Source organism: Azospirillum sp. TSO22-1 (genome assembly GCF_003116015.1).
In the GTDB taxonomy this organism is placed as follows: Bacteria; Pseudomonadota; Alphaproteobacteria; order Azospirillales; family Azospirillaceae; genus Azospirillum.
The window spans coordinates 22500-43622 of the sequence record NZ_LGQZ01000100.1; the positions used below are offsets into that span (position 1 = coordinate 22500).

Sequence of the window (21123 nt, forward strand, 5' to 3'; positions counted from 1 at the left end):
GATGACGTCAATGGGCAAGCCGGAAGACCCGGCGGCCTCACGCCACCCACTTCTCCGCGGCCGTGCACAGGTCCGCGATCGGACAGCGGTCACAGTCCGGCTTGCGCGCCTTGCAGACGTAGCGCCCGTGCAGGATCAGCCAGTGGTGGGCGTGGCGCAGGAAGGGCTTCGGGATCGCCTTCAGCAGCCCCGCCTCGACCTGCTCCGGCGTCTTGCCGGGGGCCAGGCCCAGCCGGTTGGAGACGCGGAAGATGTGCGTGTCGACCGCCATCGTCTCCTCGCCGAAGGCGACGTTGAGCACCACGTTGGCGGTCTTGCGCCCCACCCCCGGCAGCTTCTCCAGCGCCTCGCGGTCGCGGGGAACCTCGCCGCCGTGCTCGCGCACCAGGATCTCCGACAGCTTGATGACGTTCTTGGCCTTGGTGTTGAACAGGCCGATCGTCTTGATGTGCTCGCGCAGGCCCTCCTCGCCCAGGTCCAGCATCCCCTGGGGTGTGGTGACGCGCTCGAACAGGGCGCGGGTGGCCTTGTTGACGCCGGCGTCGGTCGCCTGCGCCGACAGCACCACGGCGACCAGCAGCGTGTACGGGTTGACGTAGTCGAGTTCGCTCTTCGGCTCGGGGTTGGCGGCCTGGAGCCGGCGGAACATGTCATTGATGGCGGCGGGCTTCATGGCTGCGACTGTACCGCCGGACGGCGGTGCCGCGCAAACCCGGCGCCGTGAATCCTCTACCTCTTTCGTAAGGGTTGGGTCATAGTCCCATGCCTATGACGAGCATCGCCGATCCCACCTCCGCCGCCCGCGTCTTCTTCGACGCGGTCCTGCACCCGCACCGCAGCCTGGGGCGGACGGGCTTCCTCATCCTCATGGCCGCCGTGGCGGCGGTGAGTTTCGCGGTCAGCCTCGTTTTCTTCCTGCTCGGCGCCTGGCCGGTGGTGGGGTTCTTCGGGATCGACGTGCTGCTGGTGTGGTGGGCGTTCCGCGCCAGCTACCGCTCGGCCCGCCTGTACGAACGCGTGCGCCTGACCGAGGAGGAGCTGACCGTCCAGCGCGTCGCCTGGAAGCAGCCCGACCGCCGCTGGAGCTTCCAGCCCTACTGGCTGCGCGTGCGCATGGACGACCCGCCCGAGCACGAGAGCCAGGTGACGCTCAGCTCGCACGGCCGCACCGTCGTCGTCGGTTCCTTCCTCACCCCGGACGAGCGGCTGGAGTTCGCCACCGCGCTGCAGGACGCCCTGCGCGCGTGGCGCCGCGCCCCGTGTGCGCCCTGCGCGCCGGAAGCCGTCCGCTGATCATCGCAAGAAACGGGTTGGTTCGGCGGTCCGGGAACGCCACTCTCGGGAATGGAACCCGGAGCTTGCCATGACCGACACCGTTGCCCCCCACACCATCGCCAACGACCTCGATGCCCTGCACCACCGCGCGCTCACCCTGTCCATCCGCCACCTGGTGGAGCATTGGCAGGACCAGCCCTCGCTGGAGGAGCTGGCCGGCGTGGCGGGGATCAGCCCGTTCCACTTCCAGCGCCTGTTCACCCGCTGGGTCGGCATCAGCCCGAAGCGCTTCGTGCAGTTCCTGACGCTCGGCCACGCCAAGCGGCTGCTGGCGGAGAACCACAGCGTGCTCGACACCGCGCTGGACGTCGGGCTGTCCGGCCCGTCGCGGCTGCACGACCTGTTCGTCGCGTGCGAGGCGATGACGCCCGGCGAGTACAAGGCCCTGGGCGGCGGGTTGACCATCCGCTGGGGCCTGCACGACTGCCCGTTCGGCACGGCGCTGGTCGCCACCACCGAGCGCGGCGTCTGCTGGCTGAGCTTCGCCGACGAGCCGGACGGCCGTGACGCCATGGCCGAGTTCACCGCCGAGTGGCCGGCAGCAACGCTGGTCGAGGATCCGGACGCGACGCGCCCCACGGCCGCCCGCGCCTTCGGCTGGGACGGCGATGGGTCGGAACCGCTGAAGCTGCTGCTGCGCGGCACCAACTTCCAGATCAAGGTGTGGGAGGCGCTGCTGCGCATCCCCGAGGGGGCGGTGGTGAGCTACGAGGACGTGGCGCGCGCCATCGGCCAGCCGACGGCGATGCGCGCGGTCGGCGCCGCGGTGGGGCGCAACCCGGTGTGCATCCTGATCCCCTGCCACCGGGTGATCCAGAAGTCCGGCGTCATCCACAACTACCGCTACGGCGTGCCGCGCAAACGGGCGCTGCTGGCCTGGGAGCAGGCCCGGGTGAGCGGCGAGGCGGCGTGACGCGCGGGGCGCGTCACAGCCCCAGCACGTCGCGCATCGAGTAGAGCCCCGGCTGCTTGTCCGCCGCCCACAGCGCCGCACGGATCGCGCCCTTGGCGTAGATCTGCCGGCCGGAGGCCTTGTGGGTCAGCTCGATGCGCTCGCCGTCGCCGGCGAAGAACACCGTGTGGTCGCCGATCACGTCGCCGCCGCGCAGCGTCGCGAAGCCGATCTCGCCGCGCGGGCGGGCGCCGGTGATGCCGTCGCGGACCTTCTGCCAGACATTCTCCAGCGCGGTCCCGCGCCCGGCCGCCGCGGCGCGTCCGAGGCCCAGCGCGGTGCCGCTCGGCGCGTCCACCTTGCGGCGGTGGTGCATCTCCAGGATGTCGATGTCGAAGTCCTCGCCCAGCGTGTGCGCCACCTGCTCGACCAGCACGAACAGCAGGTTGACGCCGACCGACATGTTGGGCGCCTGGACGATCGGCGTGTGCGTCGCCGCCGCCGCCACCGCCGCCTGCTGCCCGGCGTTTAGCCCCGTTGTGCCGAGGACGTACGCGGTCTCCCCCTGCGCGGCGAGCGCGGCGTGGCGCTCGGCGGCCTCGGGCGAGGTGAAGTCGATGACGGCGTCGGCCTCGGCGAACAGCACGGCCGGGTCGTCCACCACAGCCACGCCCAGCGCCTCGAGCCCGGCGACCTCGCCGATGTCGCGGCCGACGAAGGGGCCGCCCGGACGCTCGGTACCGCCGGCCACCGTGCAGCCCGGCGTCGCGGCGATCTCGCGCACCAGCATCTGCCCCATCCGCCCCGCGCACCCCACCACACCGATCTTCATGACAGCCTCCGTCGTCTCGCAGCCCGCATCCCTAGCACAGCGAACGGCGCCGCTAAACCCTCTCCCGCCCCGGGAGAGGGAGGGGCCCGCTCGGGACGAGCGGGAGGGTGAGGGTACGTTCAAGGATCCTTGATTTTACCCTCACCCGGCGCCTGCGGCGCCACCACCGGTCGCCCGCAAGTCGGGCGACCGCGCTCCGCCTACGATCGCCTTCGGCGCTCGTTGCCTGCGGCACCGGCTCCACGCTCCCGGGGCGGGAGAGGGTTTTTAACCCCCCAGGCACTCCGTCAAACCCTTGGCCAGGTTGCGCATCAGCGTGAAGTACAGCTCCGGCCCCTCCGGCAGGGCGGCGCCCTCGGGGTCGAGCACGCCGGTGCGGGCCTGGGTGCCCTCGACCACGGTCTTGACCAGCTTCGGCTCGAACTCAGGCTCGGCGAAGACGCAGGTGGCGCCCAGCCCCTTCACCCGGTCGCGGATCACCGACAGCCGCTTGGCCGAGGGCGGCCGGTCCGGGTTCACGGTGATCGAGCCGGCGGCGTTCAGCCCATACCGCTTCTCGAAGTACTGGTAGGCGTCGTGGAACACGACGAAGCGCTTCTCCGCCACCGGCGCCAGCGCCGCCTTCAGCTCGGCGTCCAACGCGTCCAAACGCTGGCCCAACGCCGCGGCGTTGGCCTTGTACTTCCCGGCGTTGGCCTTGTCGCGCGCCGCCAGCGCCACCGCGGCGATCTCGCCGATCTCCTTGGCGTTCATCGGGTCGAGCCAGAGGTGCGGGTTCATCTCGCCGTGGTGGCCCTGGTGCTTGCCGTGGTCGTGCACCTTGCCGTGGGCGTGCGCCTCCCAGGCGCCGCCCTCGCGCGGCTCCAGCACCTGGATGCCAGCGCCGTACATCAGCTCGATCTCCTGCGTCTTCTTCGGCAGGCTGGCGATGGGACGTTCCAGGAACGACTCGAGCGACTCGCTGACCCAGAAGACGATGTCCGCCTCCTTCAACGCCTTGGCGTCGGAGGGCTTCAGCGCGTAGTCGTGCGGCGAGGCGCCGCCGCGCACCAGCACGGCGGGCTCCCCCACCCCCTGCATCACCGCCGCCACCAGCGCGTGGATCGGCTTGATCGAGACGACGACCCTCGGGGCCTCCGCGGCAGCCGGGGCGGCCCAAAGGGCGGAAAAAAGCGCGAAGGATGCGAGCGCGCGGCGCATGGCTGACCTTTCCCTGTGGACAGACGGACGGTTTGGGAGCATGTACTTCAGGCCACACGATGTGACGTTATAACATAACATGTCAACCCACCCGAAGTCGGGACCACTGGTCGAAACGCACGGTCTGACGCTCGTGTTGGGCGGACGGACGGTGCTGAACCGCATCGATCTCACGGTCAACCCGGGCGAGATCGTCACCCTGATCGGCCCGAACGGCGCCGGCAAGACGACGCTGGTGCGCGCCGTGCTGGGCCTCGTGAAGCCCACGGCCGGCGTGGTGAAGCGGATGCCGGGCCTGCGCATCGGCTACATGCCGCAGCGCCTGAACATCGACGCCACGCTGCCGCTGACCGTGCGCCGCTTCCTCGGCCTCTGGCGGCCGGTGGAGAGCACCCGCATGGACCGCGCGCTGGCCGAGGCCGGCGTGGCGCACCTCGCCGGGTCGCCGGTGCAGTCGATCTCCGGCGGCGAGCTGCAGCGCGTGCTGCTGGCCCGCGCCCTGCTGAGCGAGCCGCACCTGCTGGTGCTCGACGAGCCCGACCAGGGCGTCGACGTGCACGGCCAGGCCGAGCTGTTCGACCGCATCGCGGATCTCCGCCGCTCGCACGGCTGCGGCGTGCTGCTGGTCAGCCACGACCTGCACACGGTGATGGCGCGCACCGACAAGGTGGTGTGCCTGAACGGGCACGTCTGCTGCTCCGGCCATCCCGAGGACGTCAGCCGCCACCCGGAATACCACGCGCTGTTCGGCCGGCACGCCGACCAGCTCGCCGTCTACCTGCACCACCACGACCACACGCACGCCACCGACGGCCACGTCCTGCCGGGGTCCGACGGCGACTGCTGCGGCCACGATCATCATCACCACGAACCCGAGGAGGAGCACCGCCATGGATGACTTCATCCTCCGCGCCCTGGCCGCCGGCTGCGGCATCGCGGCGCTGGCCGGGCCGATGGGCTCCTTCGTGGTGTGGCGGCGCATGGCCTATTTCGGCGACACGCTGGCGCACTCGGCGCTGCTCGGCGTGACGCTGGGTTTCCTGCTGGGGGTCGACCCGACACTGGGGGTGATGGGCGTGTGCGTGGTGCTGGCGCTGGTGCTGGTGGCGTTGCAGCAGCGCCGCGCCCTGGCGTCGGACACGGTGCTGGGCATCCTGTCGCACTCGGCGCTGTCGCTGGGCCTGGTGGCGGTGGCGTTCCTGGAGACGCTGCGCGTCGACCTGATCGGCTACCTGTTCGGCGACATCCTGTCGGTGACGGCCGACGACCTGCTGCGCATCTACGCCGGCGGCGCGCTGGCGCTGGCCTTGCTGGCGCTGCTGTGGCGCCGGCTGCTGGCGGTGACGGTGGACGAGGACTTGGCGCGGGTCGAGGGCCTGCCGGTGACGGCGCTGCGCCTCGCCTTCATGCTGCTGATCGCGCTGGTGATCGCGGTGGCGATGAAGATCGTCGGCATCCTGCTGATCACCTCGCTGCTGATCATCCCCGCGGCGGCGGCGCGCCGCTTCTCCCGGACGCCGGAGCAGATGGCGGCATTGGCCGCCGTCTTCGGCATGGCGGCGGTGGCGGCGGGCGTCCTGTCCTCGCTGCGCTGGGACCTGCCGGGCGGCCCCAGCGTGGTGGTCGCGGCGTTCGTGCTGTTCCTGGCCAGCAACCTGGTGCCGGTGCGCAGAGGCTGAATTCCTAGGTCCCCGCCTTGCCCCCGCCCAAACCGCACCGTATGTTGGCAGGATCAGGGAAGGGACAATTCCGAAATGGCCGAACCGCGCCGCGGGCCCCGCGTCGGGCTCTTCGTCACCTGTCTGGTCGATCTGTTCCGGCCGACTGTCGGCTTCGCCGCGGTGAAGCTGCTGGAGGACGCCGGCTGCACCGTCGAGGTGCCGCGCGACCAGACCTGCTGCGGCCAGCCCGCCTACAACGCCGGCGACCGCGCCACCGCCCAGGACCTCGCCCGCCGCACCATCGCCGCGTTCGAGGGGTTCGACCACGTGGTGGTGCCCTCCGGCTCCTGCGCCGGCATGATCCGAAAGCACTACCCGGCGCTGCTCGCCGACGATCCCGCCTGGGCGCCCCGGGCGCAGCACGTGGCGGCGCGCACCCATGAACTCGTGTCCTTCCTGGTGGACGTGCTGGGCGTGACGTGGGTCGACGCGCGCTACGACGACACCATCACCTACCACGACAGCTGCTCCGGCCTGCGCGAGCTGGGCGTCAAGGCGCAGCCCCGCCGGCTGCTCGCCTCCGTCCGCGGCGTGAAGTTCACGGAGCTGCCCGACGCCGAGGTGTGCTGCGGCTTCGGCGGCACCTTCTGCGTCAAGTACCCGGACATCTCCAACCGCATGGTCGAAGACAAGGCGGCGAACGTCGCCTCGACCGGCGCCGGCACGCTGCTGGCCGGCGACGTCGGCTGCCTGCTGAACATCGCCGGCAAGCTGAAGCGCCAGGGCTCGCCCGTGAAGGTCCGCCACGTCGCCGAGGTGCTGTCCGGGCTGGCCGACGAGACGCCGCCCATCGGCGACGCCGCGCGCTGAGGGAGACCGCCATGGAATCCACCGCCCACAGCTTCCCCGAGAACGCCCGGCGCGCGCTGCAGGACGACACGCTGCAGTACATGCTGGCCAAGTCGCGCAGCGGCTTCCAGCTCAGGCGCGCCGCCGCCGCCCAGCGCTTGCCGGAGTTCGAGGCCCTGCGCGACCAGGGCCGCGACCTGAAGAACCACGTCCTCGAACACCTCGACGTCTACCTGGAGATGTTCGAGTCCAAGGTCGTGGAGCGCGGCGGCCACGTCCACTGGTGCCGCACGGCGGAGGAGGCCCGCGAGGCCATCCTCGGCATCTGCCAGAAGGCGGGTGCCAAGACCGTCACCAAGGGCAAGTCGATGATCGCCGAGGAGATCGCGGTCAACGACCACCTGGAGGCGCACGGCCTGATCCCCATCGAGACGGATCTCGGCGAGTACATCATCCAGCTGCGCAAGGAGCCGCCCAGCCACATCATCGCCCCGGCCTTCCACGTCTCGAAGGAGCAGGTGGCCGACGCCTTCCGCGCCGCCCACACCGACCTGCCGCCGGACCGCCCGCTGGAGGAGCCGCGGGAACTCATCACCGAGGCGCGGCTGATGCTGCGCCGCCGCTTCCAGGAGGCCGACGTCGGCATCACCGGCGCCAACTTCCTGGTGGCCGAGACCGGCTCGACGATCATCGTCACCAACGAGGGCAACGGCGACCTGACGCAGACGCTGCCCAAGGTGCACGTGGTGATCGCCTCCATCGACAAGGTGGTGCCGACGCTGGAGGACGTGTCGACCCTGCTGCGCCTGCTGGCGCGCTCGGCGACGGGGCAGGAGTTCTCCGCCTACACCACCTTCTCCACCGGCCCGCGCCGGCCGGGCGACCTGGACGGGCCGGAGGAGTTCCACGTCGTGCTGCTCGACAACGGGCGCTCGGCGCTGCTCGGCACCGAGTTCCAGGAGGTGCTGCGCTGCATCCGCTGCGGCGCCTGCATGAACCACTGCCCGGTCTACGGCTCTGTCGGCGGGCACGCCTACGGCTGGGTCTACCCCGGCCCGGTCGGCGCGGTGATCGACCCGGCGCTGATCGGCATCAAGGAGGCCGGGCACCTGCCCAACGCCTCCACCTTCTGCGGCCGTTGCGAGGCGGTGTGCCCGATGCGCATCCCGCTGCCGAAGATGATGCGGCACTGGCGCGAGAAGGAGTTCGAGGAGAAATTGCAGCCCGCCACCATGCGCCAGGGCCTGGGCGTCTGGGGCTGGTTCGCGCGCCGCCCCGGCTTCTACCACGCGGCGGCGAGGATGACCGCGCGAATGCTGCGCCGGGCGTCCGGCTCCGACGGCAAGCTCGGCTCCCTGCCCCTGCCGATGCTGAGCGGCTGGACCGAGCACCGCGACCTTCCCGCCCCGGAGGGCCGCACCTTCCAAGAACTCTGGGCCGAACGCCGGGGGAAGAAATGACCGACTCCCGTTCGCAAATCCTCGGCGGCATCGCCAAATCGCTCGGCCGCATCTCCGGCGACGCCCAGCGCGCCGCCGCTCGCGAGCGCATCGCGGCGCATGCCCGAAACCTGATCCCGGCGCGCGCCCAGCTCGATCCCGCCGACCAGGTCCGCCTGTTCGAGCAGATGGCGCTGGAGGTCTCCGCCACCGTTGCCCGCGTGCCGGACCTGGACGCCGTGCCCGACGCCGTCGCCGGGTACCTCGCCGGCCACAATTTGCCGGCCGAGCTGCGCGCCGCGCCCGACCCCGCGCTCGACGCCATCCCCTGGGACCGCCGCCCGACGCTGACCGTCAGCACGGGCCGCGCCCGCGACGCCGACGCGGTGTCGCTGACCGGCGCCTTCGCCGGCATCGCCGAGACCGGCACGCTGATGCTCGTTTCGGGGGCGGAACGTCCGACGACGCTGAATTTCCTGCCCGACACCCACATCGTCGTTTTGAAAGCGGAACAAATTGTCGGCGGCTATGAGGATGCCTGGGACCGGCTGCGCGCCCAGGCCGGGAGCTTCGAGGGCGGCATGCCGCGCACCGTCAACATGGTCACCGGCCCGTCGCGCACCGGCGACATCGAGCAGACCATCCAGCTCGGCGCCCACGGGCCGCGCCGGCTGCACATCGTGCTGGTCGAGGGATGACACGACGACGACGCATCGTCACGCCGGAGGAGCGCGCGCTATGGGCGACCGTCATGCGCGACGCCACGCCCCTGCCCGGCCGCTCGCTGGCCGAGGCGATGACCTCCGCGCCCCCGGAACCGGGGCCGGAATCCGCTGCGCCGCCCGCCGACCTCTCCGACACCCCCCTGCCCGCCCGCGGCACACCGTCGTCGCGCCGCACCTATGTGCACGTCTCGCAGCCGCCGCTGGAACTCGGCCAGCATCCCAACGTCGACGGCCGCACCGCCGACCGGCTGAAGCGCGGCAAGCTGGAGATCGACGGCCGCATCGACCTGCACGGCATGACCCAGGCCCGCGCCCACACCGCGCTGGCCTCCTTCATCCACCGCGCCTGGAACGAGGGCCGGCGCTGCATCCTGGTGATCACCGGCAAGGGCAGCTTCAACGCCGAGGGCGGCGTGCTGAAGCGCGCGGTGCCGCGCTGGCTGGCCGACGCGCCGCTGCGCCCGATGGTGCTGGCGGTGCAGCCCGCCCAGCCGCGCGACGGCGGCGAGGGCGCGCTGTACGTCTTGATCAAACGCCGCCGGGATCGTAAAGACCCGGTGCGATGACACCGTTCGGCGAACGGGTCCGCGCGCTGCGCGACGCCAAGGGCGTGACGCTGAAGCAGATGGCGACGGACCTGCACATATCCTCGGCCTACCTTTCGGCGCTGGAGCACGGCAAGCGCGGCCAGCCCTCGCCCCAGCTCGTCCGCCAGATCTGCGCCTATTTCGGCATCATCTGGGACGAGGCGGAGGAGCTGGAGCGCCTGGCCTCCCTCTCCCACCCGCGCGTCACCGTCGACACCGCCGGCCTCAGCCCCAAGGCCACGGAGTTCGCCAACCGCCTGGCCGAGCGCATCCACGACCTGAACGACACCACCATCGACGGCCTGCTGGCGATCCTCGAGGCCACGCCGTGCTCCCCCGCCGCGGTGGCGCGGCGCAACCGCGCGGCCCGCAGGCGGTAGGACACGCCTGCGCCGGGTTGCCGCAGCCGTGTTGCACGAATGTATAGGGTCCATGCGAACCCGTTTGGCTATAATCTAAGCAATTCCTAACGAACCATCGTCGACCCTGTCGTGGCCATTCCTGCCCTCCCCCCCGACGCCTCCATGGACGCGATGGCCGCGTGCCTGCACGACGGGATGCCGTGCACGCTGTACCGCGCCCTGTTCGAGCAGTCGGCCATGGGCATGGCGGTGGTCGACCCGGCGGGCGTGCTGCGCTCGGTGAACCCGGTGTGCGCCGCCATGCTCGGCCACGCCCCGCGGGATCTCGCCGGCCGGCCGCTGGCCGAGCTGCTGCCGGACGGTGCCGCCGAAACGTTGGAACGCCTGCAGTCCGACACCGCGCCAGCGCCGTTCGAGCGCGCGCTGCGCCACGCGGACGGCACCGTGGTGTGGGCGCTGCTGCGGCCCTCGCCGATCCGCGACGCGGCCGGCGTGGTCAGCGCGGTGATGGTGCTGGTCGAGGACGTCACCGCCCGCCGCAACGCCGCCGACGACCTGCGGCGCAGCGAGGAGGCGCTCGCCCTCTCCGAGGCGCGCAACCGCGCCATCGTCGAGACGGCGGTGGAGGCGATCCTCACCGTCGACACCCGCGGCACCATCATCGGCGCCAACCCCGCGGCCGAGCACATGTTCAGCTCCCCGGCCGAGGAGCTGATCGGCAAGCACATCCACGTGCTGATGCCGAGGGAGGAGGCGGACCGCCACGCCTCCTACATGTACCGCTACCTGACGACGCGCGAGCGGCACGTCATCGGCCGGGGGCGCGAGGTGACCGCCCGGCGCGCCGACGGCAGCCTGTTCCCGGCGTGGCTGTCGCTGAACGAGATCGACCGCCCGGGCTTCCACGTCTTCGTGGCGATGCTCCGCGACATCACCCCCATGAAGAACGCCGAGCTGGCGCTGGTCGAGGCGAAGGAGGCGGCGGAGCTGGCCAACCGCGCCAAGACCGCCTTCCTGTCCAACATGAGCCACGAGCTGCGCACGCCCTTGAACGGCATCCTCGGCTTCGCCGAGGTGATCCAGCAGCAGATGCTGGGTGCCTTGGAGAACCCCGGCTACCTGAACTACGTGGCGGAGATCAAGCGCTCGGGCGAGCTGCTGCTGGCCAACGTCAACGATCTCCTGGACATGGCGACCATCGAGGCCGGCACGCTGGACCTCAACGAGTCGGTGGTCGATTTCCGCGACGTGGCGGTGTCCTGCCTGCGCATGGTGGCCAAACGCGGGGAGCGCGCCAAGCTGAGCGTCGACGCCGACATCGAGACCGAGCTGCCGCCGCTGCTCGCCGACCCGCAGGCGCTCAAGCAGGTGCTGCTGCACCTGCTGTCCAACGCCATCAAGTTCACGCCGGAGGGCGGGCGCGTCGGCCTGTCGGCGCGCGTCGACCCGCACGGCGCCCTGGTGGCGGAGGTGTTCGACAGCGGCATCGGCATCCCCGCCGACCGGCTGGAGACCGTCTTCCAGCCCTTCGTGCAGGGCGAGACCGCGCTGTCGCGCCGCTACGACGGCATCGGGCTCGGCCTCTCCATCGCCAAGTCGCTGGTCGAGAAGCACGGCGGCCGGCTGGAGATCCGCTCGCAGGAGGGCATCGGCACCACCGTGCTGATCCACCTGCCCAGGGAGCGTTTCCTGGCCGACTGGTAGCCCCGAGCCCGGCCGGACGGCGCCAAACGGCGCTCGGCGCCGACTTCCCGGAGGCCTAACCGGCGCCCCGCACCCGCCGCCGGCTGCTCGCCACCCCGGCGATGGCCGACAGCGCGGCGGCGATGCCGACGGCGACAGGCGTTCCCTGCTCCTTCGACAGCACGCCGAAGATCAGCGCCACCGCCGCGGCACCCAGCGTCTGGCCGAGCAGCCGGGCGGTGGACTGGATGCCGCTGGCGCCGCCGCTGCGCTCGCGCGGGGCGGAGGACACCAGCACCTTGTTGTTCGGCGTCTGGAACAGCCCGAAGCCCAGGCCGCACACCAGCATCGGCAGCACCACCTGCCACGACGCGGGCTGCGCCGGCAGCAGCGCCAGCCCGGCCAGCCCGCTCGCCAGCACCGCCAGCCCGGCGGCGCTCAGCAGTCCCGGCTCGTAGCGGTCGGCCAGCCGCCCGGCGATGGGCGCGACCACCGCCACGGCCAGCGGCCACGGCGTCATCAGCAGCCCGGATTCCACCTGCGAGCGGCCGATCACGTCCTCGAAGAAGAAGGGCAGCGCCACGAACGCCATCATCTGCGCCGCAAACGAGCACACCGAGGTCACCACCGAGAAGGCGAAGACCGGCAGCTTGAGCAGGTCGACCGGCAGCAACGGCGCCGTCTGCGACCGCTGGCGGCGCACCAGCGCCACGCCGAACACCAGCGCCCCGGCCAGCTCCGCCGCCACCAGCCAAGTCGGCTGGCTGTGGTCCAGCCCCTTGAACCCGGTGATCAGCAGCCCGAAGGTGGCGGCGTTGAGCAACGCGCTCACCCAGTCGAAGCGCTGCCCCGAGCGCGCCGAATGCGGCAGTGAGCGCGCCGCGATGACCAGCGCCAGCAGCCCGAGCGGCACGTTCACCGCGAACAGCCACTGCCAGGAGCCCAGCGACAGCATCGCCGCCGCGATGGTCGGTCCGGCCGCCGAGGACACCGCGACGATCAGCGCGTTGTTCCCCACCCCGCGGCCGAGCTGGCTCTGCGGGTAGATGTAGCGGACCAGCGCCATGTTGACGCTCATGATGCCGGCGGCACCGAAGCCCTGCAGCACGCGCGCCAGCGTCAGCGTGAGCAGCGAGTCCGACAGCGCGCAGGCGGCGGACGCCGCGGTGAACACCGCCAGCCCGGCCCAGTAGACGCGCCGGTAGCCGACGATGTCGCCCAGCGACGACAGCGGGAACAGCGAGACGGTGACGGCGAGCTGGTAGGCGTTGACCACCCAGATGGCGCCGCTGGCGGTGATCCCTAAGTCCTTCTCGATGGTCGGCAGCGCGATGTTGGCGATCACCCCGTCGAGCACCGCCATGGTCAGCGCCACCGCCATGGTCAGCATCGCCCAGTAGCGCTGCGGCACCGGCAGCCCGTCGCTCACCGGTGCGGCGGGCGGGATGCTGTCGGGGACGGAAAGCGGATCGGGGGTTTCGAGGGAAGATGGGGATCGCATGCTCTGCAATATGGGCGGAACCCACCGCCCCAGTCACGCGAACTCGTCAGGCGTGCGTTGCGCGCCGCTGCCCCCACCCAACCCTCCCCCAGCAGGGCTGGGGGAGGGCTTCGGGTCACTGCCTACAAAATGAACTTCGAGAGATCCGCGTTCTTGGCCAGGCTCCCCACCCGCTCGCGCACCATCGCGGCGTCGACGGTCACCGTGACGCCCGGCGTGTCGGAGGCGGTGAAGCTGACCTCCTCCAGCAGACGCTCCATCACCGTGTGCAGGCGCCGGGCGCCGATGTTCTCGACCGAGCCGTTGATCTCCGCCGCCAGCCGCGCCAGCTCGTCGATGGCGTCGTCGGTGACGTCCAGCGTCACCTCCTCGGTCTTCAGCAGCGCCTTGTACTGCTTGATCAGGCTGGCCTCCGGCTCGGTCAGGATGCGGCGGAAGTCGTCCTGGCTCAGCGGCTTCAGCTCGACGCGGATCGGCAGGCGGCCCTGCAGCTCGGGCAGCAGGTCGGACGGCTTGGCGACGTGGAAGGCGCCCGACGCGATGAACAGGATGTGGTCGGTCTTCACCGTGCCGTGCTTGGTGGCGACGTTGGTGCCCTCGATCAGCGGCAGCAGGTCGCGCTGCACGCCCTCGCGGCTGACGTCGGCACCGCCGCGGTTCTCGGAGCGCGCCGAGATCTTGTCGATCTCGTCCAGGAAGACGATGCCGTTCTGTTCCACCGACTGGATCGCTTCGGAGACCACCTTCTCCTGGTCCAGCAGCTTGTCGGACTCCTCGGCCATCAGCACGCCGTGGCTCTCCGCCACGGTCAGGCGGCGGGTCTTGGTGCGCCCGCCGAAGGCCTTGCCGAACATGTCGTTGAGGTTGAGCATGCCCATCTGCGCCCCCGGCATGCCGGGGATGTCGAAGGTCGGCAGCGCCCCCGCCCCGCTGTCGGCGACCTGCACCTCGATCTCCTTGTCGTTCAGCGAGCCCTCGCGCAGCATCTTGCGGAACTTCTGCCGCGTCTCGGCGCTGGCGTTCTCGCCGCACAGGGCGTCGAGCACCCGCTCCTCGGCGCGCAGCTCGGCCTTGGCGGCGACCTCCTTGCGCAGGCGTTCCCTGGTCAGCGAGATGGCGATCTCGACGAGGTCGCGGACGATCTGCTCGACGTCGCGGCCGACGTAGCCGACCTCGGTGAACTTGGTCGCCTCGACCTTGAGGAACGGCGCCTGGGCGAGCTTGGCCAGCCGGCGGGCGATCTCGGTCTTGCCGACGCCGGTCGGGCCGATCATCAGGATGTTCTTGGGCAGAACCTCCTCGCGCAGGCCCTCCGGCAGCTGCTGGCGGCGCCAGCGGTTGCGCAGCGCGATGGCGACCGCGCGCTTGGCGTCGTTCTGGCCGACGATGTAGCGGTCGAGTTCCGAGACGATCTCGCGGGGGCTGAACGAGGTCATAGGACGATCTTTTCCAGGGTGACGTTCTGGTTGGTGTAGACGCAGATGTCGCCGGCGATCTTCATCGCCTTGCGGGCGATGGCCTCGGCGTCCAGCCCGTCCACGTCGATGAGCGCGCGCGCCGCGGCCAGCGCGTAGGACCCGCCGGAGCCGATGCCGATCAGCCCGTCCTCCGGCTCCAGCACGTCGCCGTTGCCGGTGAGCACGAGCGAGACCGAGGCGTCGGCCACCGCCATCATCGCCTCCAGCCGGCGCAGGTAGCGGTCGGTCCGCCAGTCCTTGGCGAGTTCCACGCAGGCGCGGGTGAGCTGGCCGGGGTGCTGCTCCAGCTTGGCCTCCAGCCGCTCGAACAGGGTGAAGGCGTCGGCGGTGGCGCCGGCGAAGCCGGCCATCACGGCGCCGTTGGCGAGGCGCCGCACCTTGCGCGCGTTGGCCTTCATCACCGTCTGCCCGAAGGAGACCTGGCCGTCGCCAGCCACCACCACCTGCCCGCCCTTGCGGACCGAGAGGATGGTCGTGCCGTGCCACTGGATGGGATCGTGCGAGGAAGTCATAGGACGCCTGACCGGAGAATGGTTGACGGTCTATGTGGGGGGGAGGCCCCCGCCGTCAAGATTGCCGTGCTCCGCTGTCACACCCAGCGCCGCCAGCGCCTCCCCAACCGGCACGAAGCGGCTCAGCCCGCCCTCGCCCCGCCCGGGCAGGGCGACCCCCAGCAGGGTGCCGGTGGCGTCGAGCAGCGGATCGCCCGGCCGCGGCGCCGCCCCCTCCAGATCCGCAAGAATGCCATCGCCCAGCCCGGCCACCATGCCCGTGGCGAAGTCGTTCCCGGCCCCCGTCGCCATGACCGGCTCGCTGACCTCCGCCGGCGTGCCGCGCAGCCGCATCGCCGCCAGCCGCGCCGGCACCCGCACCAGCATCAGCCCGCGCCCGGCGTCGCGCGCCGCCACCATGCCTTCAGCCGCCATGCCGCCGACACGCACCGCCACCGCATCGCCCACCGCCAGCGGCGCCAGCACCAGCGCCGCGCCCTCGGCCGTGCCGACGACCACCCCTACGCCGGCGCCGACGTGCACCAGCCCGTCCCCCGCCCCGCCGCGCGGGGACGCCATGGCACGAATCGGCTCCGCCGCGATGGCCCCCCCTGAAATTGGAGTCGGATCGCGCCGCTCCGGCGGCACCATGCGCCAGCGCTTGCCGTCGGGGGTCTGCGCCCCGCCACCGCGCCCCACCGCCGTGCGGAAGGCGGGTTCGGCGGCCAGCGCCTCGGCGGCGCCGCTGAAGGCGTCCTCGAGCAGCAGGCGGTCGCCCTCCGGCACCCCGTCGTCCTGCCGCGCGTGCCCGGTGGTGGTGGTGCGCAGAGCGACGCGTTGAGCCTCCGGCTCGAACACCGTCCAGTCGATCTTGACGGTGCCGACGCCGCTGACGCCGCGGTCATCGCCGGTCCACCAGCCGCGCCGCCGGCACAGCTCGAGGCGCACCTCGCGCAGCTCGCCGGTGACCACGTAGCGGGCGCGCCGGCGGTCGGTGCCCTCGGTGTACACCGCGCCGGCCACGTCGAAGCCGGCACCCTCGAAGATCTCGGCGAAGCGCTCGTGGAAGGTGTTCTCGCGCCGGAAGCCGAGGCCCGAGGTCCAGAACACCCGCCCGTACGGCCAGGTGCAGTCGATGTCCCAGACGTAGCGGCCGATCTCCATGCCGCGCCGCATCTGGCCGAGGTTCAGCGTGTTGAAGCGGATGGTCTCCGTCGTCCCCTGCGGCACCGGCTGCACCGCCGGCCCGAGCGGCGGGTCACCCCCGGCGCAGCCGGCGAGCAGAAGCAGGGCGAGAACGGCGATGCGCATAAGCGGATATGCACGCTGTGGGTGTGCAATACACTATCTCATGCGTCCGCCGCGTGTCCACAGCAGCAACCGGACAACGCCTCCGGCAACAAGGCCCGCCAGCCCGAGGACGGCCATGCAGAACGCCAGAGCGAACTCCGGAGGCATTTCGCCGATGAGGTTCCCGTCCTCGTCGAAATGTTCGGGCGGCGCGATCACGATGCCGACCATGCCGGCCAGCCCCGCCGCCAGCAGCAGGCCGCACCCCCACCACCAGACCCTGCGCCAGCGTCGCCCTGCCATGCCCGCGATGCTCCGCCTTGCCGCACGCCGGCCAGCGTTCGCCCGCACGCGGGGGCTGTCAAATGGTTTCCCGCGCCCGCACCCATCTTCTGGCATACGCCGTCCCTTCCTGCTAAAACCCGTGGCATGGACACAGCGCAGGTCAGCGGCGCGCGACGCGCCACCATCGAGCGGAACACCAACGAGACCCGCATCCGGGTCGCGGTGAACCTGGACGGCACCGGCGTGTACGACGTGAAGACCGGCATCGGCTTCCTCGACCACATGCTGGAGCAGCTTTCCCGCCACAGCCTGATGGACCTGACGGTCCTGGCCGACGGCGACCTGCACATCGACTTCCACCACACCACCGAGGACACCGGCATCGCCATCGGCCAGGCGGTGGCGAAGGCGCTGGGCGACCGCAAGGGCATCGGCCGCTACGGCCACGCCTACGTGCCGATGGACGAGACGCTGACCCGCGTCGCGCTGGACTTCTCCAACCGCCCCTACCTGGTGTGGAAGGTGGCCTTCAGCCGCGACAAGATCGGCGACATGGACACCGAGCTGTTCCGCGAGTGGTTCCAGGCCTTCGCCGGCTCGTCCGGGCTGACGCTGCACGTCGAGACCCTCTACGGCGAGAACAACCACCACATCGTCGAGAGCTGCTACAAGGCCCTCGCCCGCGCCCTGCGCTCGGCGGTCGAGATCGACCCGCGCAAGGCCGACGCGGTGCCCTCCACCAAGGGCACGCTCGGCGGTTCGCTCTAAGGCCCGCTTTTTCTAAGGACCAAAAGTCTTGTCCACCGTTGCCCTGATCGACTACGGCTCCGGCAACCTGCGCTCCGCCGCCAAGGCGCTGGAGCGCGCCGCCGCGGACGCCGGCCTGTCCACCGACATCCTGGTCACCGCCGACGCCGACGCGGTGCACCGCGCCGACCGCATCGTGCTGCCCGGCGTCGGCGCCTACGGCGACTGCAAGCGCGGCCTGTCGGAGGTCCCCGGCATGCTCGACGCGCTGGAGGAGGCCGTCATCCGGGGCGGCCGTCCCTTCCTCGGCATCTGCGTCGGCATGCAGCTGATGGCCGAGCGCGGCGTCGAGCACGGCGTGCACCAGGGCCTCGGCTGGATCAAGGGCGAGGTGGTGGCGCTGGATCCCGCCGATCCCACGCTCAAGATCCCGCACATGGGCTGGAACGAACTGGACATCGTCCGGCCGCACCCGGTGCTGGCCGGCCTGCCGGCGGGGGCGCACGCCTATTTCGTGCACTCCTACCACATCCGCTGCGCCGACCCGGCCAATGAGCTGGCGCGCGTCGAGTACGGCGGCCCGGTGACCGCGGTGATAGGGCGCGACAACATGGTCGGCACCCAGTTCCACCCGGAGAAGAGCCAGGACGCCGGCCTGACGCTGATCGCCAACTTCCTGCAGTGGCGGCCATGAGCACCACCGTCAGCGTCGACCGCATCGACGAGAAGCTGCGCCCCGCCGACCTCGACGACCTGTGCGACGCCGCCGACGCCGCCATCCGCGACGGCGGCGGCTTCGGCTGGGTCGAGCCGCCGCCGCGCGACGTGATGGAGCGCTACTGGCGCGGCGTGCTGATCGTGCCCGACCGCTTCCTGTTCGTAGCGCGGCTGGACGGCGTCATCGCCGGTTCGGCGCAGCTGGTCCGCCCGCCGCGCAACAACGAGGCGCAGGCGCACGCGTGCCAACTGACCACCGCCTTCGTCGCGCCGTGGGCGCGCGGCCACAAGCTGGCGCGCAGCCTGACCCAGGCGGTGGAGAAGGAAGCCCGCGCCATGGGCTTCGGCATCCTGAACCTCGACGTGCGCGACACCCAGCAGGCGGCCATCGCCATGTACGAAAGTCTGGGTTTCCGCCGCTGGGGCACGCACCCCTACTATGCGCGCGTGGGCGGCCAATTCGTGGCCGGCCATTACTACTTCAAAGACCTCACCGCCTCCGACGAACAGCAGGACGAGACGCCGCGATGATCCTCTACCCCGCCATCGACCTCAAGGACGGCGCCTGCGTTCGCCTGGTGCGCGGCGAGATGAGCCACGCCACCGTCTTCAACACCGACCCGGCCGAGCAGGCGCGCGCCTTCAAGGCGCAGGGGTTCGAGTGGCTGCACCTCGTCGACCTCAACGGCGCCTTCGAGGGCAAGCCGGTCAACGGCGAGGCGGTGGAGCGCATCCTGGGCGCCATCGGCGGCATGCCAGCACAGCTCGGCGGCGGCATCCGCGACCTGAAGACCATCGCGATGTGGCTTGAGAAGGGCATCTCCCGCGTCATCCTCGGCACCGTCGCACTGCGCGAGCCGGAGCTGGTCAAGGAGGCCTGCCGCGAGTTCCCCGGCAAGGTCGCCGTGGGCATCGACGCCCGCGAGGGCTACGTTGCGGTCGCCGGCTGGGCTGAGACTTCCAGCGTCAAGGCGCTCGACCTCGCGCTGAAGTTCGAGGATTCGGGCGTGTCCGCCATCATCTACACCGACATCAACCGCGACGGCGCCATGGGCGGCGTCAACGTCGAGGCGACGGCCGACCTCGCCTTCCACCTGACCACGCCGGTGATCGCGTCGGGCGGCGTCTCCTCCATCGAGGACCTGCAGGCGCTGAAGAAGGAGGAGGGCACGGGCATCGCCGGGGTGATCTGCGGCCGTGCGCTGTACGACGGCCGCATCGACCCGCAGGCGGCACTGGCGCTGTTGTCGGCCCGCGCCGAAGAGGACGCCGACTGATGCTGAAGATGCGCGTCATCCCCTGCCTGGACGTCAAGGACGGCCGGGTGGTCAAGGGGGTCAACTTCGTCGATCTGGTGGACGCCGGCGATCCGGTGGAGCAGGCGCGCGTCTACGACCGCGAGGGGGCGGACGAACTGACCTTCCTCGACATCACCGCCAGCCACGAGAACCGCGAGACCATCTTCGACGTGGTGCGCCGCACCGCCGAGCAGGTGTTCATGCCGCTGACCGTCGGCGGCGGCGTGCGCACGGTGGAGGACATCCGCAAGCTGCTGCTGGCCGGCGCCGACAAGGTCTCGATCAACACCGCCGCCGTGCACCGGCCGGAGTTCGTGCGCGAGGGTGCGGAGAAGTTCGGCAGCCAGTGCATCGTCGTCGCCATCGACGCCAAGCGCACCGGCGACAACAAGTGGGAGGTCTTCACCCACGGCGGCCGCCGCGAGACCGGCCTCGACGCCGTAGCGTGGGCGAAGCGCATGGCCGAATACGGCGCCGGCGAGATCCTGCTGACCTCCATGGACCGCGACGGTACCAAGAGCGGCTTCGACCTCGCGCTGACCCGCGCTGTGGCCGACGCGGTGCGCGTGCCGGTGATCGCGTCCGGCGGCGTCGGCACGCTGGACCACTTGGTGGAGGGCATCCGCGAGGGCCACGCCACGGCGGTGCTGGCGGCGTCGATCTTCCACTTCGGCACCTACACCGTCGGGCAGGCCAAGGCGGCGCTGGCCGACGCCAACATCCCGGTGCGCCCGGCGCGCGGAAAGGCCCTGGCCCATGGCTGACGAGACGGCCACCGCCGAGGTCCTCGACCGGCTCTACGCCACCGTGCTGGCGCGCAAGGGCGCCGATCCGGAGACGTCCTACACCGCCAAGCTGTTTTCCCGCGGCACCCCGAAGATCGCCCAGAAGGTCGGCGAGGAGGCGGTGGAGACCGTCATCGAGGCGGTGCGCGGCGACAAGGCGAAGATCGCCTCGGAATCCGCCGACCTGCTGTACCACCTGCTGGTCCTGTGGGCGAACGAGGGCGTGGCGCCGGCCGACGTCTACACCCTGCTGGCGGCGCGCGAGGGCACTAGCGGCATCGCCGAGAAGAAGGCCCGCAAGGCGGGCTGATTTTTTCATCGTCATCCCCGCGAAGGCGGGGATCCATAACTCCCAGAGCGTGCAGCTTCGAAACCTATGGATCCCCGCCTTCGCGGGGATGACGGCAAAACAAGATCAAGAAACGACGTGGAGAGGAGAGGACCGATGGCCGCGACGTATGATCCGAACAACATCTTCGCCCGCATCCTGCGCGGCGAGATCCCGTGCCGGAAGGTGTTCGAGAACGAGCACGCCCTGGCCTTCAACGACATCAACCCGCAGACGCCGACGCACATCCTGGTGATCCCGAAGGGCGCCTACGTCGACATGGACGACTTCACCGCCAAGGCGTCCGACGCCGAGGTGGCCGGCCTGTTCAAGGCGGTGGGCGAGGTGGCGCGGCAGGCCGGCGTGGTCGAGAACGGCTACCGCACCCTGTCCAACTGCGGCCGCGACGCGCACCAGGAAGTGCCGCACCTGCACATCCACATCTTCGCCGGCCGCGACCTCGGCGGCATGATCGGCAGGGCAAAATAGGCCCTCTCCCGCCTCTCGCGCTGGCGCAGCCAGCGCTGACGGCGTCAGGCGGATCGAAGATCCGCCCAGAGCCCCGGGAGCGTGGAGCCGGTGCCGCAGGCAACGGGCGCCGAAGGCGATCGTAGGCGGAGCGCGGTCGCCCGACTTGC

The 21123-nt window shown here is 71.0% G+C and carries 25 protein-coding genes; 17 read left to right on the forward strand and 8 right to left on the reverse strand.

Annotation, left to right across the window (positions count from 1 at the left end; genetic code table 11):
• Positions 1-37: 37 nt before the first annotated feature.
• On the reverse strand, positions 38-673 hold the full coding sequence (gene nth, locus TSO221_RS24040; RefSeq protein WP_109121047.1) for an endonuclease III: 636 nt from the start codon (positions 671-673) through the stop codon (positions 38-40).
• Between the two features lie 89 nt (positions 674-762).
• On the opposite strand from nth, the gene TSO221_RS24045 reads away from it, so the two are divergent.
• Complete coding sequence (locus TSO221_RS24045) at positions 763-1293, forward strand: DUF2244 domain-containing protein (RefSeq protein WP_247878218.1); 531 nt, start codon at positions 763-765, stop codon at positions 1291-1293.
• Between the two features lie 70 nt (positions 1294-1363).
• Positions 1364-2248: a methylated-DNA--[protein]-cysteine S-methyltransferase gene (locus TSO221_RS24050; RefSeq protein ID WP_109121049.1), complete on the forward strand. Its 885-nt coding sequence runs from the start codon at positions 1364-1366 to the stop codon at positions 2246-2248.
• A gap of 13 nt (positions 2249-2261) precedes the next feature.
• On the opposite strand, the gene dapB is transcribed toward TSO221_RS24050, so the two are convergent.
• Together dapB and TSO221_RS24060 are read right to left on the reverse strand one after the other, a co-directional pair.
• Positions 2262-3059 carry a 4-hydroxy-tetrahydrodipicolinate reductase gene (gene dapB / locus TSO221_RS24055; RefSeq protein ID WP_109121050.1) on the reverse strand — a complete coding sequence of 266 codons (798 nt, stop codon included), beginning with the start codon at positions 3057-3059 and terminating at the stop codon, positions 2262-2264.
• Between the two features lie 267 nt (positions 3060-3326).
• The gene (locus TSO221_RS24060; protein WP_109121051.1) at positions 3327-4259 is read right to left on the reverse strand and encodes a zinc ABC transporter substrate-binding protein; all 933 of its coding nucleotides are present in this window, start codon (positions 4257-4259) and stop codon (positions 3327-3329) included.
• A 79-nt stretch (positions 4260-4338) separates the two neighbouring features.
• Here TSO221_RS24060 and znuC point away from each other — a divergent pair, with 79 nt between their 5' ends.
• The 8 genes from znuC to TSO221_RS24100 all read left to right on the forward strand — a co-directional run bounded on the left by znuC (position 4339) and on the right by TSO221_RS24100 (position 11586).
• Positions 4339-5157, forward strand: coding sequence for a zinc ABC transporter ATP-binding protein ZnuC (znuC, locus tag TSO221_RS24065; RefSeq protein ID WP_109121052.1), 819 nt, complete (start codon positions 4339-4341; stop codon positions 5155-5157).
• On the forward strand, positions 5150-5938 hold the full coding sequence (gene znuB, locus TSO221_RS24070) for a zinc ABC transporter permease subunit ZnuB (RefSeq protein ID WP_109121053.1): 789 nt from the start codon (positions 5150-5152) through the stop codon (positions 5936-5938). The genes znuC and znuB overlap by 8 nt, the downstream gene beginning before the upstream one ends.
• A 75-nt stretch (positions 5939-6013) precedes the next feature.
• Positions 6014-6790, forward strand: coding sequence for a (Fe-S)-binding protein (locus TSO221_RS24075; RefSeq protein ID WP_109121054.1), 777 nt, complete (start codon positions 6014-6016; stop codon positions 6788-6790).
• 11 nt (positions 6791-6801) lie between these two features.
• Entirely contained in the window at positions 6802-8229 is a 1428-nt protein-coding gene (locus TSO221_RS24080; protein WP_109121055.1) for a LutB/LldF family L-lactate oxidation iron-sulfur protein, read from the forward strand.
• Positions 8226-8906, forward strand: coding sequence for a lactate utilization protein (locus TSO221_RS24085; protein WP_109121056.1), 681 nt, complete (start codon positions 8226-8228; stop codon positions 8904-8906). The genes TSO221_RS24080 and TSO221_RS24085 overlap by 4 nt, the downstream gene beginning before the upstream one ends.
• The gene (locus TSO221_RS24090) at positions 8903-9499 is read left to right on the forward strand and encodes a Smr/MutS family protein (RefSeq protein WP_109121057.1); all 597 of its coding nucleotides are present in this window, start codon (positions 8903-8905) and stop codon (positions 9497-9499) included. The genes TSO221_RS24085 and TSO221_RS24090 overlap by 4 nt, the downstream gene beginning before the upstream one ends.
• On the forward strand, positions 9496-9900 hold the full coding sequence (locus TSO221_RS24095; protein ID WP_109121058.1) for a helix-turn-helix domain-containing protein: 405 nt from the start codon (positions 9496-9498) through the stop codon (positions 9898-9900). Before TSO221_RS24090 ends, TSO221_RS24095 begins: the two co-directional genes overlap by 4 nt.
• Positions 9901-10044: 144 nt before the next feature.
• A complete protein-coding gene (locus tag TSO221_RS24100) occupies positions 10045-11586 on the forward strand; it encodes a PAS domain S-box protein (RefSeq protein ID WP_109121059.1) in 1542 nt (513 codons plus the stop codon).
• A gap of 55 nt (positions 11587-11641) precedes the next feature.
• Here TSO221_RS24100 and TSO221_RS24105 read toward each other — a convergent pair whose 3' ends face one another.
• From TSO221_RS24105 to TSO221_RS35615, 5 genes are all read right to left on the reverse strand, one after another.
• Positions 11642-13066: an MFS transporter gene (locus TSO221_RS24105; RefSeq protein ID WP_109121060.1), complete on the reverse strand. Its 1425-nt coding sequence runs from the start codon at positions 13064-13066 to the stop codon at positions 11642-11644.
• A gap of 122 nt (positions 13067-13188) precedes the next feature.
• Positions 13189-14502, reverse strand: a complete 1314-nt coding sequence (gene hslU / locus TSO221_RS24110; protein WP_109121061.1) for an ATP-dependent protease ATPase subunit HslU — start codon at positions 14500-14502, stop codon at positions 13189-13191.
• A complete protein-coding gene (gene hslV / locus TSO221_RS24115; protein ID WP_109121062.1) occupies positions 14499-15056 on the reverse strand; it encodes an ATP-dependent protease subunit HslV in 558 nt (185 codons plus the stop codon). Before hslV ends, hslU begins: the two co-directional genes overlap by 4 nt.
• Before the next feature lie 30 nt (positions 15057-15086).
• Positions 15087-16346, reverse strand: a complete 1260-nt coding sequence (locus TSO221_RS24120; protein ID WP_109121063.1) for a trypsin-like peptidase domain-containing protein — start codon at positions 16344-16346, stop codon at positions 15087-15089.
• 33 nt (positions 16347-16379) lie between these two features.
• On the reverse strand, positions 16380-16628 hold the full coding sequence (locus tag TSO221_RS35615) for a hypothetical protein (protein WP_109121064.1): 249 nt from the start codon (positions 16626-16628) through the stop codon (positions 16380-16382).
• Positions 16629-16754: 126 nt separating this feature from the next.
• Here TSO221_RS35615 and hisB point away from each other — a divergent pair, with 126 nt between their 5' ends.
• From hisB to TSO221_RS24160, 7 genes are all read left to right on the forward strand, one after another.
• On the forward strand, positions 16755-17378 hold the full coding sequence (hisB, locus tag TSO221_RS24130) for an imidazoleglycerol-phosphate dehydratase HisB (RefSeq protein WP_109121065.1): 624 nt from the start codon (positions 16755-16757) through the stop codon (positions 17376-17378).
• Between the two features lie 28 nt (positions 17379-17406).
• Positions 17407-18051, forward strand: a complete 645-nt coding sequence (gene hisH, locus TSO221_RS24135; RefSeq protein ID WP_109121066.1) for an imidazole glycerol phosphate synthase subunit HisH — start codon at positions 17407-17409, stop codon at positions 18049-18051.
• Positions 18048-18605, forward strand: a complete 558-nt coding sequence (locus TSO221_RS24140; RefSeq protein ID WP_109121075.1) for a GNAT family N-acetyltransferase — start codon at positions 18048-18050, stop codon at positions 18603-18605. The genes hisH and TSO221_RS24140 overlap by 4 nt, the downstream gene beginning before the upstream one ends.
• Entirely contained in the window at positions 18602-19351 is a 750-nt protein-coding gene (hisA, locus tag TSO221_RS24145; RefSeq protein WP_109121067.1) for a 1-(5-phosphoribosyl)-5-[(5-phosphoribosylamino)methylideneamino]imidazole-4-carboxamide isomerase, read from the forward strand. The genes TSO221_RS24140 and hisA overlap by 4 nt, the downstream gene beginning before the upstream one ends.
• Positions 19351-20136 carry an imidazole glycerol phosphate synthase subunit HisF gene (gene hisF, locus TSO221_RS24150; protein ID WP_109121068.1) on the forward strand — a complete coding sequence of 262 codons (786 nt, stop codon included), beginning with the start codon at positions 19351-19353 and terminating at the stop codon, positions 20134-20136. Before hisA ends, hisF begins: the two co-directional genes overlap by 1 nt.
• Positions 20129-20467: a phosphoribosyl-ATP diphosphatase gene (locus TSO221_RS24155; protein ID WP_109121069.1), complete on the forward strand. Its 339-nt coding sequence runs from the start codon at positions 20129-20131 to the stop codon at positions 20465-20467. The genes hisF and TSO221_RS24155 overlap by 8 nt, the downstream gene beginning before the upstream one ends.
• Positions 20468-20602: 135 nt before the next feature.
• Positions 20603-20974, forward strand: a complete 372-nt coding sequence (locus tag TSO221_RS24160) for a histidine triad nucleotide-binding protein (RefSeq protein WP_109121070.1) — start codon at positions 20603-20605, stop codon at positions 20972-20974.
• Positions 20975-21123 lie beyond the last annotated feature (149 nt).

Excerpts from the sequence above, each read along its gene's own strand:
- nth (WP_109121047.1), bottom strand. The coding sequence starts at position 673 with ATGAAGCCCGCCGCCATCAATGACATGTTCCGCCGGCTCCAGGCCGCC.
- TSO221_RS24045 (WP_247878218.1), top strand. The coding sequence starts at position 763 with ATGCCTATGACGAGCATCGCCGATCCCACCTCCGCCGCCCGCGTCTTC.
- TSO221_RS24050 (WP_109121049.1), top strand. The coding sequence starts at position 1,364 with ATGACCGACACCGTTGCCCCCCACACCATCGCCAACGACCTCGATGCC.
- dapB (WP_109121050.1), bottom strand. The coding sequence starts at position 3,059 with ATGAAGATCGGTGTGGTGGGGTGCGCGGGGCGGATGGGGCAGATGCTG.
- TSO221_RS24060 (WP_109121051.1), bottom strand. The coding sequence starts at position 4,259 with ATGCGCCGCGCGCTCGCATCCTTCGCGCTTTTTTCCGCCCTTTGGGCC.
- znuC (WP_109121052.1), top strand. The coding sequence starts at position 4,339 with ATGTCAACCCACCCGAAGTCGGGACCACTGGTCGAAACGCACGGTCTG.
- znuB (WP_109121053.1), top strand. The coding sequence starts at position 5,150 with ATGGATGACTTCATCCTCCGCGCCCTGGCCGCCGGCTGCGGCATCGCG.
- TSO221_RS24075 (WP_109121054.1), top strand. The coding sequence starts at position 6,014 with ATGGCCGAACCGCGCCGCGGGCCCCGCGTCGGGCTCTTCGTCACCTGT.
- TSO221_RS24080 (WP_109121055.1), top strand. The coding sequence starts at position 6,802 with ATGGAATCCACCGCCCACAGCTTCCCCGAGAACGCCCGGCGCGCGCTG.
- TSO221_RS24085 (WP_109121056.1), top strand. The coding sequence starts at position 8,226 with ATGACCGACTCCCGTTCGCAAATCCTCGGCGGCATCGCCAAATCGCTC.
- TSO221_RS24090 (WP_109121057.1), top strand. The coding sequence starts at position 8,903 with ATGACACGACGACGACGCATCGTCACGCCGGAGGAGCGCGCGCTATGG.
- TSO221_RS24095 (WP_109121058.1), top strand. The coding sequence starts at position 9,496 with ATGACACCGTTCGGCGAACGGGTCCGCGCGCTGCGCGACGCCAAGGGC.
- TSO221_RS24100 (WP_109121059.1), top strand. The coding sequence starts at position 10,045 with ATGGACGCGATGGCCGCGTGCCTGCACGACGGGATGCCGTGCACGCTG.
- TSO221_RS24105 (WP_109121060.1), bottom strand. The coding sequence starts at position 13,066 with ATGCGATCCCCATCTTCCCTCGAAACCCCCGATCCGCTTTCCGTCCCC.
- hslU (WP_109121061.1), bottom strand. The coding sequence starts at position 14,502 with ATGACCTCGTTCAGCCCCCGCGAGATCGTCTCGGAACTCGACCGCTAC.
- hslV (WP_109121062.1), bottom strand. The coding sequence starts at position 15,056 with ATGACTTCCTCGCACGATCCCATCCAGTGGCACGGCACGACCATCCTC.
- TSO221_RS24120 (WP_109121063.1), bottom strand. The coding sequence starts at position 16,346 with ATGCGCATCGCCGTTCTCGCCCTGCTTCTGCTCGCCGGCTGCGCCGGG.
- TSO221_RS35615 (WP_109121064.1), bottom strand. The coding sequence starts at position 16,628 with ATGGCAGGGCGACGCTGGCGCAGGGTCTGGTGGTGGGGGTGCGGCCTG.
- hisB (WP_109121065.1), top strand. The coding sequence starts at position 16,755 with ATGGACACAGCGCAGGTCAGCGGCGCGCGACGCGCCACCATCGAGCGG.
- TSO221_RS24140 (WP_109121075.1), top strand. The coding sequence starts at position 18,048 with ATGAGCACCACCGTCAGCGTCGACCGCATCGACGAGAAGCTGCGCCCC.
- hisA (WP_109121067.1), top strand. The coding sequence starts at position 18,602 with ATGATCCTCTACCCCGCCATCGACCTCAAGGACGGCGCCTGCGTTCGC.
- hisF (WP_109121068.1), top strand. The coding sequence starts at position 19,351 with ATGCTGAAGATGCGCGTCATCCCCTGCCTGGACGTCAAGGACGGCCGG.
- TSO221_RS24155 (WP_109121069.1), top strand. The coding sequence starts at position 20,129 with ATGGCTGACGAGACGGCCACCGCCGAGGTCCTCGACCGGCTCTACGCC.
- TSO221_RS24160 (WP_109121070.1), top strand. The coding sequence starts at position 20,603 with ATGGCCGCGACGTATGATCCGAACAACATCTTCGCCCGCATCCTGCGC.